Here is a 14,675-nt window from a genome sequence, read left to right as displayed (position 1 = left end):
GAGGCCGGCGATGGAACAACAGGAACGACACAAACGCATCCTGCGGATGTTGGCGGAGCAGGGTACGGCCAGCGTCATGCATCTGGCCGAAGCGCTGGGTGCTTCGCTGGCGACGATACGGCGTGATCTGACGCTGCTGGAAACCGCCCAACTGCTGCAACGCACGCATGGCCGCGCCCATCTGGGCGGCGCTGCGGCGGCGCGGCAGCTGAGTTCCAGCTCGTTCGAGGGCAGCGTGCAGTATCGGGTGGAATGCAAGCGCGCCATCGCCCGCCGGGCGGTGGAGCTGTGTGCCGATGGCGATACGGTGCTGATCGGTGGTGGTACCACCACCTTTCAGATGGTGGATTTCATGGCCGGCCTTCGCATGCGTGTGCTGACCAATTCCTTTGCCATCGCGCGCGGCCTATTGGCCGGCAGTGACAACGAAGTCAGTCTGACCGGCGGAAAAATCTATCCCGAGCAGGGCGTGATACTCAGCCCGTTCGACACTCAGGCGGTGCAGTACTGGCAGGCGGATCATCTGTTCATGGGCGCGCACTGGCTGTCATCGCAGGGTGTGATGGAGGCCGATCCGCTGCTGATACAAGCCGGCCGGCGGCTGATTCCGCAAGCGCAGCACGTCACCGTGCTGGCCGATGCGTCCAAGTTTGGCGGCAACGGCGGCATGCTGCTGTGTGGCCTGGAACGCATCAACCGCGTCATCACGGACAGCGGTGTGCGCGACAGCGCGGTGCGGATGCTGGAGCAGGCCGGCGTGGAAGTGCTGGTGGTCGATCCCGAAACCCCTACAAAAAGAACGTCCCACGAAGGGACGCAGTCTTTAGCTATCTATTGAGGAGTTCATGAAACCAAGTCCCGAAGAAATCGCCCGCGCCAATGCGGAAGAGGAGGCGCGGCGCATCAACCTGCCCGCAGGTGAGCCGGTGGCCCGGTTCATCGAGCAGGCGCAGGCACTGATACCGACGCTGCGCGAGCGTGTGTTGCCGGTTGCCGCGCTGGTGGAAGCCGAACCGCGCCCGGAACTGGCGCTGCGCTTTGCCATGCGCGTGGTGGCCACCGGTTCGGCGCTGCCGGAGCGGAATTGGAAGGAGGGCGACAGTTTCATCGTCGATTTTGGCGAGCATCTGGCGGGTTATCTGTCGTTCCGCGTGGCGCCGACCGGCAGTGTGGCGGACAGTCCGATCCGGCTGCGCCTGACTTTGGGCGAAGTGCCGACCGATGTGGCGGAGCCGCTGTATCCGTATCGCGCCTGGATCAGCGCCGCCTGGCTGCCGGAGGAAATCATCACCATTGACGATCTGCCGACGGAGTTTCGCCTGCAGCGCCGTCACGCCTTCCGCTACGTGAAGGTGGAGATCCTGGCTGCGTCGCGCCGCTTTGGCGTGCGCTTTGACGAAATGCGGGCGCACGCCGTCAGCTCGGCGGCGACCGATCCCGCGCCACTGCCGGGCAGCTACCCGGAATGGATACGCCGCGTCGATCTGGTGTCGCAGTACACGCTGCGCGACTGTCTGCAAACCTGCTTCGAGGACGGTCCACGCCGCGACCGTCGGCTGTGGGTGGGCGATCTGCGCATGCAGGCGCTGGTCAACTACGTGACCTTTGGCGCCAACGATGTGGTCAAGCGTTGCCTGTACCTGTTTGCCGGCCTGCCGCGTTCCGATGGACTGGTCAACGGCTGCGTCTACGAACGTCCGGTGCCTACCTACGCCGACACCACCACGCTGGATTACGCGGCGCTGTATTGCGTCACGCTGCAGGAATATGTGGAAGCGACCGGCGATACCGCCTGCGGCCATGACCTGTGGCCGGTCGCGTGCCGTCAGATCGATTGCCTGCTGGAGCGCCTTGACGCCAGCCATCTGTTCCACGATACCGGCGCCACCTGGTGCTTTATCGACTGGGCGTTTGGACTGGAGAAGAGCGCCGCCACTCATGCGGTGATCGTATTCGCGCTGCGCCGCATGCTGAAACTGGCCGAAACGCTGGGACGAGGCGGCGAAGTCGCACACTATGCCACCGCCATCGAGCAAATGACTGAGGCGGCACGCGCACAGCTGTTCGACCGGGAACGTGGCGTCTACACCAGCGGGCCGCAGCGCCAAGTGTCCTGCGCCACGCAAGCGTGGATGGTGCTGGCCGGGATACCCGAATCGCGCGAGCAGGCGCGGACCGCGCTGCGCAACGTGATGGCCGATGCCGACGCGGTACGCCCGATCACGCCCTATCTGTACCACTACATCGTGGAAGCGATGCTGGCCTGCGGCATGCGCGATGAGGCGCTGGAGCTGGTGCGCAGCTATTGGGGCGGCATGCTGGACGCCGGTGCCGACACCTTCTGGGAAGCCTACGATCCGCAGGAGCCGCTGACATCACCCTACGGCGACATCCACGCCAACAGCTACTGCCACGCCTGGAGCTGTTCGCCGGCATGGCTGTCCCGCGCACTTGGTCTGGGCGCGCCCAATCTGGAGACTCAATGAAAGACGGGATCATCGAATCGCCGCGCCTGCGCGATCTGCCGCGCACCGCCTGGCGTGTGGCGCTGCTGGCTGGCATGGCGTCGTATCTGGACGCCGGCGCCATCATCACCAGCGGCGGCGCACTGGTACTGTACAAGGATACCTTCGGTCTGACGCTGGGCCAGATCGGCCAGCTGTCCGCGCTGCTGACCGCATTGTTCGCGATCGGCGCCCTGGTCGGCGGCCGCCTGGGCGATCGTTACGGCCGGCGCAAAGTCTTCACTGTCACCATGGCTGGCCTGGCCGCCGGCGCAGCCATGCTGGCCTTCGCACCGGACATCATCATGCTGTATGCCGGCACGGCGGTGGTGGGCTTCTGCATCGGCGCCGACCTGCCGGTGTCCATGGCCATGATCGCGGAGGAGGCACCACCCGGCTTCAAGGGACGGCTGATCGCCTTTTCGCACGTGCTGTGGATGGCCGCCATTGGCACCACTTTCATCGTACAGATGATTGTTGGCGATATGGGAGTCATGGGCGGCCGCATCATGTGGACGCACATCCTTCTGGTCACGCTGCTGGTGCTGGTGCTGCGCTCCACGCTGCCGGAATCGCAGGAGTGGACCCGTGCCTACGCCCGCCGCCAGCAGACCGGTGCCGATGGCCGTGCGCTGGAAAGCAGCAGCTTGCGTGAACTGTTCGGCCGCCGCTACATCGGTCCCTTCATCGGACTGGCGCTGTTTTATGGCGTGTTCAATCTGGCGGCGAATACCGGCGGCCAGTTCGGAACGCTGCTTTACACTGAACTGGCGCATACCTCGGTGTCCACCGCCGCCATGGTCAACACGGCGCAACTGGTGATCTCGTTTGCCAGCGCGCTGCTGTTCATGCGCACCGTCGATCTGCCATCGCGCATGAACTGGTTCCTGATCGGCGGCGTGCTGGCGGTTGCCGGCCAGGCGGTGCCGGTGGTTTTTGGCGTCAACGTGATATCGCTGGCAGCGTGGCAGATCATGCAGGGCGTGGGCGGCGCGTTCGCCGGTGAATCGATGTGGAAGGTGTGGAGCCAGGAGCTTTTTCCAACGCTGCTGCGCACCACCGCGCAGGGTGCCACCACTTTCTTTACGCGCATGCTGGCGGCGGTGTCCGCGCTCGGCACGCCGTACCTGATCCAGAGCGGTCCCGAAACACTGTTCGTGACGCTGACCCTGGCCGTGGCCTTCACCACCGCGCTGGGCTGGTTGTATATCCGCAGGGTGCCGGCGGTAGCGGCGCATTAAATTAATTATAAGGAGTGAGACAGGAATGAAGATGAATAAATCGCTGCGCCGCGCCGTATTGGTGGCTTTGTACAGTGCAGGCATGGCGCATGCCGCCGACCTTCAGCCATGGCGCGATGCCTCGCAGCCGGTGGAACTGCGGGTGGAGCAGCTGTTCAAGGCCATGAGTTTCGAACAGAAATCGGCGCTGGTCAGCGCCACCGATCCGATCGAGTACGCGCCACTGGCGCCGCTGGGCATACAGCCGCTGACCCGCGTCGATGCCTCCTCCGGCCTGCGCGGCGACAAGGGCGTGACCGCGTTCCCGGTACCGCTGCAACTGGGCGCCACCTTTGACGTCGAACTGGCGCGCGAATATGGCAAGGCGATTGCCGAGGAAGCGCGCGGCAAGGGCTGGAATGTGATCCTGGGCCCGACCGTGGACACGGCACGCGATGGCCTGAGCGGCCGTCTGACCGAATCCTTTGGTGAAGATCCGCTGGTGAACGCGGAGCTGGGCAGCACCGTCGCCGCCGCCATGCAGAGCCAGGGTGTGATCGCCATGGCCAAGCACTACACCGCTTACCACACCGAACGCGAACGCCTGACGATGGACGTGGAAGTATCGCAGCGCGCGCTGCATGAGGTCTACAACCTGCCGTTCTATTACCTGATCGAGAAGGCGCAAATCGGTTCGCTGATGGGTTCTTATCCTAAAGTGAACGGCAAGTTCATGCTGGAGAACGCGGAGTTGATCGCGCAGATCAAGCAGCACGGCTTCAAAGGCTATCTGGCCACTGACTTCATGGGCGGCCAGGATGGCGTGGCGCAGTTCAACGCCGGCATCGACTCATGGTCGCTGCAACCGTTCCTGCGCGTGCCAGACGCGCTGCGTGATGGCCGCATCAAGTCCGCGCGTCTGGACGATGCGGTGCGCCGCACGTTGTGGACGCTATTCTCGACCGGCGCCTTTGATCGTCCGGTGACCGACACCCCGGCCGCCGTGGTCACCACGGCGGCACACCAGGCGCTGGCGCGCAAGGTGGCGGAGAGCGGCACCGTGCTGTTGAAGAATGAAGGCGGCGTGCTGCCGCTGAAGCGCAGCGGCCAGATCGCCGTGATTGGCCCCGCCGGCAAGGAGACCGTCACCGGCGTGATGTGGTCTACCTTCGTCGATCCAGGCCAGTTCGTGACGCCGATCGAAGCGATCGCCGGCGCCGCCGGCTCGGCCGCCAAGGTGGTGCATGCGCAAGGCTCCACCGGCGACTTCGTGCTGCCGACCATGTCGACCGAGGGTGGCATGATGGCACCGCCGGCACCGCTGGCATCGCCGGACGGCACGCCGGGCTGGCAGGCCAGCTACTTCGCCAGCGAGGACTTCAGCGGCGCCGCCGTGCAGGATGTGGTGGCGGGCATCGACGTGCGTGGCCGGCCCAAACAAACCATGCCGGCCAAATGGTCGGCGCGCTGGGCCACCGACTATACGCCTAAAGCGGATGGACTGCTGCGGGTGGCCGTGCCCCTGTGCGGCACTGTCAAGGTACGGGTGGACGGCAAGCTGGTGATCGATGGCATGCGCTCGACGGCGGACGGCTTCCCCGGCTCCGGACCGACCACGTATCCGCTGCAGGGAACCGCGACGCTGAACGGCGGCCGCAAGGTGCGGGTGGAAGTGGAATACAGCACGCGCGGCGGCTTGACCGGTCCACGCATCCAGGTGGGCTGGGAGCCGGCATCGCAGATTGCGGATGCGGTGGCGCTGGCACGCAAGTCGGATGTGGCGGTGGTATTCGTCAACCAGGTCACCGGTGAAGAGATGGACCGCGACAATTACGCGCTGCCGGCCGATCAGGATGCGCTGGTGGAGGCGGTGGCCGCCGCCAACCCGAACACGGTGGTGGTGCTGAACACCGGCGGCGCGGTCAAGATGCCTTGGCTGTCCAAGGTCAAGGGCGTGGTGCAGATGTGGTATCCAGGGTCCGCCGCCGGTACCGGCATCGCCAGCGTGCTGTTTGGCGACGCCGAACCGGGTGGCCGCTTGCCGGTATCCTTCCTTGCCGACGAAAGTCAGGGTATTCGCCCATACCGTGGCGGTGGCACGGTGCGTTACGACGAAGGCGTGATGGTCGGCTACCGCTATCTGCAGCAGCACAACCAGCAGCCGCTGTTCCCGTTCGGTTACGGCCTGTCGTACACCAGCTTCAAACTGGATGAGGTGCGGGCACGCGCATCGACCAAGGCCGACGAGGCGGCGCTGGTGTCGGTACGGGTGAAGAACACCGGCGCCCGCAGCGGTTCCACCGTAGTGCAGGTCTACAGCGGCGCGTTGCCGGTGCCGGTGGAGACGCCGAAGGCCAAACTGGTGGGCTTCGCCCGCGTGCAGCTGGCCAGCGGCGAACAGCGGGTGGTCACGATTCCGGTGCCGCGCCGCCTGCTGTCCTACTGGGATGAGAAGTCCGGCAAGTGGATCGCCGCCAGCGGCAAGGTGGCGCTGAAAGTTGGCCAGAACTCGGCCGACCTCAATCTGTCCACCGACATCAGCCTGAAAAACTAGCACCTGGCTGACGTGCATGCACCGTCGATATCCGAGTATATCGACGGTTACGAGTTGACTACGTCGAACCAACCGGGCGTTGCCGAGATGACTTCCCACAGTTTGCCTGGAATGCTAGCCCGTGATACGTCGCCAGCGGAAATCGAAAGGCGAACATCACTATCCCGTCCGTCGCGGGCGTAATCCATCCATTCGGGATTGATCACCAGGCTTTGTCCCACGGCGACCAGCGAAAGTCCCATATCGAGCGCGCTGTCAGCTTGTGCCGGCGTCTTGATGCGGCCCGCAGCCATCAGCGGAACGCGGCCGCCTATGTGATCATGCAATATGCCGACGATCGTCGCGCTGTACGCGCCAGTTGACGGTTTCTGATCCAGGGCGTTGCCAAGGGAGGCATGGATGTAGCTTGCACCGGCATCAATCAGACGCGTGATCAACTGCAGCGAATCCGCAAGCGTCAGTCCTCCCTCGATATCTTCTTCCACCGAGACGCGATAGCCGAGCGCAAAAGGTCGATCAGCGTGTTCTGCGATCGTGCGCTTGATGGCGTCCACAATAGCCAGCGGAAAACGCATACGATTCTCCAGCGATCCGCCCCATTGGTCGCTGCGACGATTCGAATGCGGAGAGAAGAAATTTTGAATCAGGAAGCCGTGGGCGCCATGGAGTTCAACACCATCAAAGCCCGCAGCAATGGCGCGGCGTGCCGCCTCGGCGTATGCTTTCACCACATCGACGACTTCCTCGTCGCTCAACTCCCTCGGCATGATGGCTGGCGCAAATGGACCACCATCGCCAACCACCGCGCTTGCTGCGACCACGTCGGACACCAACGACGGCAAGGTCTTCACACCCGCGTGGAAGATTTGCAGAATTGCCGGTGCGCCGCCGCTCTTGGCAGCGAGAGCCAGTTTGCGCAAGCTCGGAATAAAGCGGTCGTCGTGAGCGGCAAATTCACCGGTAAAGCCGATACCATTTGCCTGGACGTGGGTGCAACCCGTGATCACCAAGCCAACGTGCTGTGCCCTGCGGCGGTAGTACGCTTCTTCTTCATCGGACACGGTGCCGTCGTCGTTGCTGGCCCAGGTGGTCATTGGCGCCATCACGATGCGATTGCGTAGAGATAAGCCTGGAAGGAGCTCCATTGGCTCGAATAGTTTGCTGTGTTTCAAGGCATTCACTTTCATATATAGATTGGTAGGCCGTCGCCGGCGGCGCTCTGATACATCAAATCGTATAGTCGATCTGACTCATGTGCGCTTCCCCCATTCGATCACCGAAGACTGGGTATTTACCGAGCATGGTGTCGATCGCCAGGACATCGGCGGCCGTTAGTTGCAAACGCTGAGCTCCGAGGTTTTCAAGCAGATGCGCCTCGCTGCGGGTGCCGGGAATAGGGACGATGTTTGGTCCTTTCGCCAGTAGCCAGGTCAATGCGACCTGAGATGGTGTTGCGCCTTTTTTCGCCGCGTAGGTCTTGAGCCATTCGACCAGCGGCATATTAAGCTTCAAGAATTCTTTCGATAAGCGAGGAAACCCAGCGCGAAAGTCGGTCTTAGGATCGAACACCGTATTCGTATCGATCTTACCGGTCAGGAAACCCGCGCCTACTGGCGACCATGGCACAAAGCCGATCCCCAGTTCCTGGCAGGTGTCCAGCACCCCATTCAATTCCACGTTACGGGTCCATAGCGAATATTCCGACTGGACCGCAGCCACCGGTTGCACGGCGTGGGCGCGACGAATGGTGTTGGCACTGGCTTCGGACAGGCCGAAATGCAGCACCTTGCCCTGTTTGATCAGCTCCTTGAGGGCGCCAGCCACTTCTTCGATCGGCACAGCTGGATCAACCCGGTGCTGGTAATACAAGTCGATGTGATCGGTACGCAGGCGCTTGAGCGATGCTTCGACTACTTTGCGGATATGTTCAGGCCTGCTATTCAAGGCTATCGTTCCGTCGATTGCGAAACCGAATTTCGTCGCAATCTGTACCTGGTCTCGGAACGGGGCGAGCGCCTCACCGAGGTAGTCTTCGCTGATGTAAGGCCCGTAAACTTCGGCCGTATCGAAGAACGTCACGCCGTTTTCGTACGCCGTACGGATGGTTTTGATGGCCTGCTCCTTGGGTACGGGCGCGTTGTAATTCCCCGCGAACGTCATGCAGCCGGCGCCGATTTCCGACACCTTCATGGTTCCCAAAGTACGTTGTTTCATCGTATTTCCTCGCGTTGGTTGAATGGTTTGATTGGCCTGAGCGCCGAGCATCGGAACAACCGCTACCGATGCGCCAAGCCTGATTGAGTGCTTAATGAAGCAGCGTCTGTCAATGTTTTCTGACATCGATCCTGGCCTTTTATAAGAGTTAAAGAAGAATGCTGTGAGTCCATGACGCCAATGTAACCCCGTACAATAGATATGATTAGATGCGATAATCTTCTTGCACTTATAGACTGAGGTTATAAATGGTTAAAGAAAGCATGGATGACCTGGGAGCATTCCTACTGGTGGCGACGCAACGCAGCTTCACACGCGCGGCAGCACAGCTCGGAATTTCACAGCCCGCGCTGAGTGCAAAGATCACTGCCTTGGAAGCGCGCCTTGGGGTACGCTTGCTGACACGTTCAACGCGCAGCGTCTCCACCACAGAGGCCGGCGAACGGCTATGTAAGTCGATCAGCCCACACTTCGATGGCATTGTTTCCGGGTTAAATGAGTTGAGTGAACTGCGGGACAAACCTGCAGGGAGCGTGCGCATTACCTCAGTCGAACATGCATCGCAGACTATCCTGTTGCCGGCGCTAGCGAAGCTGCTTCCCGACTATCCCGATATTACGGTGGAGATTAGTGATGACTACAGTCTTGCCGACATCGTGGCGGACCGCTTCGATGCCGGGGTGCGTTTGGGGGAGCAAGTTGCGCAGGACATGATCGCGGTACGTATCGGACCGGACTTCAAGCAATGCGTGGTCGGTTCCCCGGCGTACTTCAAGAAGCATGGAAAGCCCAAGACCCCGCATGATTTAACTGCGCACCGTTGCATTGCATTGCGCCTGCCAACGTCTGGCGGCGTCTGGTCGTGGCCATTTGAAAAAGAGGGCCGGGAATTGAAGGTTCGGCCAGGCGGGCAGTTGGCATTCAACACGATCTCACTGCAACTTGACAGCTGTCTGGCGGGACTCGGTCTGGGATATTTGCCCGAAGATGTCGTGAAGGGGCATATAGCAGCGGGCCGCCTGCAACGTGTGTTGGCGGACTGGTCGGCATCGATGTCAGGCTACCACCTCTACTACCCGAGCCGGCGTCAGCCGACTGCGGCATTTTCGTTGGTAGTCGCGGCTTTGCGCCTGCGAGGAGGAAAGCGCGGCGGCCGATAGCTTGCTTGAATCCCTATGGCGTTGCCTTCTGCGCGATCCGGTGCACGGCCTGGTGCATAGCATCGATAAATTCGTTCAATTTTTGCGTAGCTCCCGGATCTACGTTTTCCCCCGCCAATTGCAATGTCTCTACCGCCGTTCTTACCCGGGGATTGTTTTGGATGAGCGCATCCACTTGAGAGATCGTTTTCAGGTGATCGCGGCACAGCTGACGCCCCGGAGCTGAAAGTCCGTGATAGATCGCGATGGTGGTATCGTTGGTTTCAAGCCGCACGTAGCGGACATGGCCATCATAGATATGCAACCTTGGGTGAAAATAGTCGCCAACCGTGGTCGGGTAGTCAACCGCCGTCAGGGCCAGCGTTCCCCATTTTTTCTTTCCCTTTAACTGATTGCAGTCCCGACAGCAAAGCGCCATATTCCAGTAATGCAGAGAGAACTGGGGATATTCTTTCCGAGATAAGATGTGTTCCACCGGCCGTGCATGAGCGATATTTTGGAGCCAGCGACGGCAATAGCAACAACGATTGCCCTGCAGTTTAGCAAGGTGTTTGCGTAGCATCGATATGATTTCCCTGCCCAAGGGACGTTTCTTGCCTCCCTTTTTAGGGAATTTATAGTCGGTCAGTGTTGGCCAGCGGTCTTTCTTTAAGCGCGTCGCTTTCCGATGCTCATCTTCCCATGCTTTTTTCGCCTCCGCCCACAGGGCTTTGGTGCTGTGTGGTTGAGATAGAAATTGATCACGTTCTGCATCTAGTTCGACAGCGGTTCTATACATGGCCATCATTTCTGATCCTGCGTGGTGTTATCAGTCGATGCCAGCGCTGACAATTCCTCAACGGCGGACCGTGCGCGCTCAACCAGACTCAGGTCAAATTCAATGTCTTCATCGGCAGCAAATCGACGCTGCTTCTGAATAATCTCTTTCATGTTTTCCAGTTTTTCCAGCGTGTCGACCTTGGCACCGCTGTCCTCGTGGTCGCGGTTTGCCGCATCGATATAGCCCGCCACCAGGGAGGCACAGCGTTCGTGCACCTCGCGGTTGTTGTGGGTATAAGTCCGGAAGCCTTCGAATAGCGCGGTTTCGACGGAGCGACGATCGTCATTGGTCAGCTTCCACAATGCGCGATCTCTGATGGTGAAACAGTAATCTGTGCTGTCTTCCGTGCTGGCGATAATGATCGGTGAGTGGGTGGCGACCAATATGTCGACTTCAAAGGTCCGGGCTATGATGCGGAACAGCGTGGGAAGCGCCTGTTGCCAGGCGACGTGCAGGCTGATCTCCGGCTCGTCCACGAGCAGCAAGGCGCCAGCTTCGGCTTGAGAAATCATCTTTGCGAGAAGAAAAATGATTTGCTGTTCGCCTGAACTCAGTTCATCAAATGGCAGAATGCTGTCGTGATTCGAGCGGCGCAGGCCCAGCTTGTATTTTTTCGCTTGGTTGGGGTTGTTGCGCAGACTATGGATCAAGCTAAGATCATCGTCATCTTCGGACTCCAAGCTAACCACGCCGCTCACCAGGCGATCCTGTCCACGTTGGCTGGCCTTCAGGTTTTTTGAGATCAGATACCGTATCGGCGAGAATCCAATCAACCCCAGTATTTCCTTAAGCGTTTGCGAGCGAGGGGGGGATGCGTGGATAGCCAGCATGACCGAACCGATGTTGATTGCGGCCTTCTTAGTATCGACCGCAGTCGCGCTTGTTCTCGCTCCCATATACTGGTAGAACTCGCCAGCATCTTTTTGCATGTTGATAGGGAAGCGGTCCGTCGCGCCAAAAGATATTGCGACAGTGTGCCGTTTGGATGCGACGCTCTCGCTGGCAATTTCGCTCAATAGCAAGCTCTTTCCTTCCCCATTATTCCCAATGATGTACATACTTTTGCCACGATGGTTACTGTCCGTCATGACCTCTGCCAATTCGCCTCGGCCTACACCTTTGAGCCAGGTGCCGTCGGGCTTGGCAGTCAGGTAAGTTTTAGCGGACAAGGCGTAGTCATGCTGCTCTACTTCCGCTATGGAGACAAAACGCGACAGTCCTGCAGCATTATGATGTCCTGGTGAAAATTCTCGGGCAAAAATTTTCGCTAACAATGGATCCTTGGTTTCGAGTTGGTCGATTAAGTCCAACTGGAACTGCAATGGGTCCTCAAAGACATCCGCGATCAGCGCCGCGATAAAGGTAGCAGCGACGCTCGCGTCGTTGTCAGCAGTGAGCAATGACAACGGTTCGGCATCGATGAACATAATGCCATTGCGACCCGAACGCCTGATTTCACTGTCATTGACAATCAGCCAGGCAGAATATCGGCGCTTGGTATCGGAAGCGCTATGGGGGAAATCGATAACCGCTGCAATTCTTCCGCTATTGACGAGGTCATATCTGATCATAGCCTTGTGGCTTTTTGCTGTGCAGTCACTCTGCGGGACGACTGCAAGGGCGGAGCGAAATTTGAGCGGCGTGTTGAGCAAAAAAGCGATCAATTCAATTACTGTCGTTGTTTTGCCGGCGGACGAGTTGGACTGAGCCCATGAAAAATGAACGCTGTTTACCGGCGTTGGATTGAGAAGAAGAAAATCTAGTTCAGGTACATGAGCGGTATAGCGATCGATAAGTTGGTGGCGGTCGACGCGAGTGAGAGGGATACCGCGCATATATAGCCGCATGGCTGTATAAATGTCTGTGGCTTCGCTGCTGCCTACAAATAGCAGATCCTTATGCTGAGTAGACATTGCAGCAGCAAAATGGCCGATCCGGGTGTCCAGGTCACCAATCGTTTGTGCACGATGAAACATGCAATTCGCTGCAAGATGGGCTGCAAAGTATTCCCGCGGAAGATCACTCTTCGATGTGACTAACTGAGCGTGCCCGTATTCAAACGTATGCACAAGCTGGCCATCACTCTGATCTTTGACCCAATGATTTATTAGCTCGTATTGCTGCAGGACCCAATCTGTTAAAAGTGCGAAGTCGGGGCCATTTTGATCATTGATATCGAACATTGCGTTCGTAGCCGCAAACGTGTGGCTGAATTTCCCTATATAGGTGTGATGAGATGTCGCAGCCAGCCAAGCGAAGACGGCTCGCTTATTTGGAAGATTTTCTTCTCTAAGAAGGGGCAGTCGCCGCAGCCTTGATCGTCCCGAGTACTCATCATCGCTGCATAAAAACAAAAGCATCAATCCGTGCATGTATGTCAGCTCAGTGTTGGATGGGCCTAATTTAAGCATGTGCTCCCAAAATTTCATCGCCTGTACGTCGCTGTCCCGATAATTAGCCATGGTTCCTATGCAAGAATTAAAGTTGCCAAATTGTATCATTTTGATGAAAAGCCAACTACTGTGCTATCAGCAATTACGATTGCACATAGGTTGACACTGAGATAATATGAGAATAATTCTTATTTTCATTTGAGCGTAGTCGATGGCGACAGCGGAACTGGAATCGCAACAGCGGGTGGCGGCGCTTTATAGCGACCATCACGGCTGGCTGTTCGGCTGGTTGCGCAAGAAGCTGGGCTGCGCTCACAACGCGGCCGACGTGGCGCATGACACCTTTGTGCGCATCATCGCGTCGCGTGATGTGATGTTTGGCGTGCAGGAGCCGCGCGCCTATCTGACCACCGCCGCCAAACATCTGCTGGCCAACCGCGCCCGCCGTCAGCTGATCGAACAGGCTTACCTTGAAGAGTTGGCACATGCGGCCAACCAGGTCGATGGCTATCCTTCACCGGAGCAAATCTATGCGGCGATGCAGGCGCTGGAGCAGATCAGCGATGCCTTGCAGGGATTGGCCGTTAAGCCGCGTCAGGCGTTCCTGCTGCATTACCTGGATGATTTGACGCAGTCCGAAGTCGCCGCCTCGCTGGGCGTCTCGACCCGCATGGTGCAGAAGTATCTGGCGCAGGCGCTGCTGCATTGCCATCTGGCGGCCGAAGGTCTCGGCCAGTGAGCAATGAGATAGCACAGGCGGCGGTGCAGTGGATAGTCCGCTTGTCGTCCGACGACGACACAGAGCGCGCGCACGCCATCGCTGGTTTCGACGCCTGGAAAGCGGCCGATCCGCGCCACGCCGAGGTGGCGGCGCGCATGCAAGGGTTGATCGCCCGCGCTGGCGCTTTGCGCGGCGACAGTGGCGGTGGCATCAAGCCGGCTCACGCCGCGCTGAACGCGGCGCACACACTGGAACGCAAACAACGACGCCGCACGCCACGACGGATGGCAGCCGCTTTGGCGGTGGCCGCAGCGCTAGCGGTGCCGGGCTGGCTGTCGCTGCACGCCTGGCCGCCAGGCTATCTGCTGGCCGACCTGCGCACCAGCACCGGCCAATGGCAGACCCACACGCTGGCCGACGGCACGCGCATCACGCTGGGCAGCGGCAGCGCCGTCAATCTGCGCTTCGACAGCCAGCGCCGCACGCTGGAACTGGTGCGCGGCGAGATTCTGGTCGAGGTGGCACATGACGCCAACCGGCCGTTCGTGGTGGAGACCGAGGAAGGCAGCGTGCGTGCGCTGGGCACGCGCTTCGTGGTCCGCAACGACGGCGTGGTCACCACCTTGAGCATGCTGGAGTCGCGCACGCTGGTGTGCACTGCCGCGCAGCGCCTGCATCCGCAGCCGGACGAGCAGGGGATCACGGTGGACGCCAATCAGCGCGTGCGTATCCGCGAGAACGCACTGGGAGTGGTGGAGACCATCGACGGTCGCGCCATTGAGGATGCCTGGCGGCGTCACCAACTGGTGGCCAACGGCATCGCGCTGCCCGACGTGCTGGATGAACTGAACCGCTATCGTCCCGGCCATATTCAGTACAACCGCCAGCAGCTGGAAGCCATCAAGGTCCATGTGGTGCTGCCGCTGGACGATACCGAACGCGCGCTGCAACTGCTGATCGACAGCCTGCCGGAGCTGCGGGCGCGCCGGTTGACGCGCTATTTCGTCATGGTCGACGCGGCGCCGCCGGCCCGGTAAAAATATTTCGCGATCCAGTTCGTGTTTTGTTTTCTCGCGTGTCAAGGAAGGT

General features: G+C 59.8%; 11 protein-coding genes. 7 read left to right on the top strand and 4 right to left on the bottom strand.

What is annotated here, in order from left to right:
• Positions 1-10 precede the first annotated feature (10 nt).
• Genes GJ699_RS07210 through GJ699_RS07195 form a run of 4 tightly spaced genes read left to right on the top strand, consistent with a single transcriptional unit; the run spans position 11 to position 6,278 of the window.
• The gene (locus GJ699_RS07210) at positions 11-838 is read left to right on the top strand and encodes a DeoR/GlpR family DNA-binding transcription regulator (RefSeq protein ID WP_154374566.1); all 828 of its coding nucleotides are present in this window, start codon (positions 11-13) and stop codon (positions 836-838) included.
• A gap of 7 nt (positions 839-845) precedes the next feature.
• A complete protein-coding gene (locus GJ699_RS07205) occupies positions 846-2,486 on the top strand; it encodes an alpha-L-rhamnosidase-related protein (RefSeq protein ID WP_229261984.1) in 1,641 nt (546 codons plus the stop codon).
• Positions 2,483-3,745: an MFS transporter gene (locus GJ699_RS07200; protein ID WP_195763483.1), complete on the top strand. Its 1,263-nt coding sequence runs from the start codon at positions 2,483-2,485 to the stop codon at positions 3,743-3,745. Before GJ699_RS07205 ends, GJ699_RS07200 begins: the two co-directional genes overlap by 4 nt.
• A gap of 25 nt (positions 3,746-3,770) precedes the next feature.
• Positions 3,771-6,278 (top strand): beta-glucosidase family protein, encoded by a 2,508-nt coding sequence (locus GJ699_RS07195; protein WP_154374562.1) that lies wholly within the window; start codon positions 3,771-3,773, stop codon positions 6,276-6,278.
• 47 nt (positions 6,279-6,325) lie between these two features.
• Here GJ699_RS07195 and GJ699_RS07190 read toward each other — a convergent pair whose 3' ends face one another.
• Complete coding sequence (locus tag GJ699_RS07190; RefSeq protein ID WP_154374560.1) at positions 6,326-7,465, bottom strand: NADH-dependent flavin oxidoreductase; 1,140 nt, start codon at positions 7,463-7,465, stop codon at positions 6,326-6,328.
• Positions 7,466-7,505: 40 nt separating this feature from the next.
• Positions 7,506-8,492, bottom strand: coding sequence for an aldo/keto reductase (locus GJ699_RS07185; protein ID WP_154374558.1), 987 nt, complete (start codon positions 8,490-8,492; stop codon positions 7,506-7,508).
• A 248-nt stretch (positions 8,493-8,740) separates the two neighbouring features.
• Between GJ699_RS07185 and GJ699_RS07180 the strand changes: the two genes are divergently transcribed.
• The gene (locus GJ699_RS07180) at positions 8,741-9,652 is read left to right on the top strand and encodes a LysR family transcriptional regulator (RefSeq protein WP_154374556.1); all 912 of its coding nucleotides are present in this window, start codon (positions 8,741-8,743) and stop codon (positions 9,650-9,652) included.
• 13 nt (positions 9,653-9,665) lie between these two features.
• Here the strand turns inward: GJ699_RS07180 and GJ699_RS07175 are convergent, their stop codons facing one another.
• Positions 9,666-10,439 (bottom strand): HNH endonuclease, encoded by a 774-nt coding sequence (locus GJ699_RS07175; protein WP_154374554.1) that lies wholly within the window; start codon positions 10,437-10,439, stop codon positions 9,666-9,668.
• A complete protein-coding gene (locus GJ699_RS07170; protein ID WP_195763482.1) occupies positions 10,436-12,934 on the bottom strand; it encodes an ATP-binding protein in 2,499 nt (832 codons plus the stop codon). Before GJ699_RS07170 ends, GJ699_RS07175 begins: the two co-directional genes overlap by 4 nt.
• Before the next feature lie 142 nt (positions 12,935-13,076).
• Here GJ699_RS07170 and GJ699_RS07165 point away from each other — a divergent pair, with 142 nt between their 5' ends.
• Positions 13,077-13,604: a sigma-70 family RNA polymerase sigma factor gene (locus GJ699_RS07165; protein WP_154374550.1), complete on the top strand. Its 528-nt coding sequence runs from the start codon at positions 13,077-13,079 to the stop codon at positions 13,602-13,604.
• On the top strand, positions 13,601-14,623 hold the full coding sequence (locus GJ699_RS07160) for a FecR family protein (protein ID WP_371867480.1): 1,023 nt from the start codon (positions 13,601-13,603) through the stop codon (positions 14,621-14,623). Before GJ699_RS07165 ends, GJ699_RS07160 begins: the two co-directional genes overlap by 4 nt.
• Positions 14,624-14,675: the final 52 nt, after the last annotated feature.

The organism is Duganella guangzhouensis, from assembly GCF_009674535.1.
Taxonomy (GTDB): domain Bacteria; phylum Pseudomonadota; class Gammaproteobacteria; order Burkholderiales; family Burkholderiaceae_D; genus Rugamonas; species Rugamonas guangzhouensis.
This window is presented reverse-complemented; position numbering and strand designations above follow the sequence as displayed.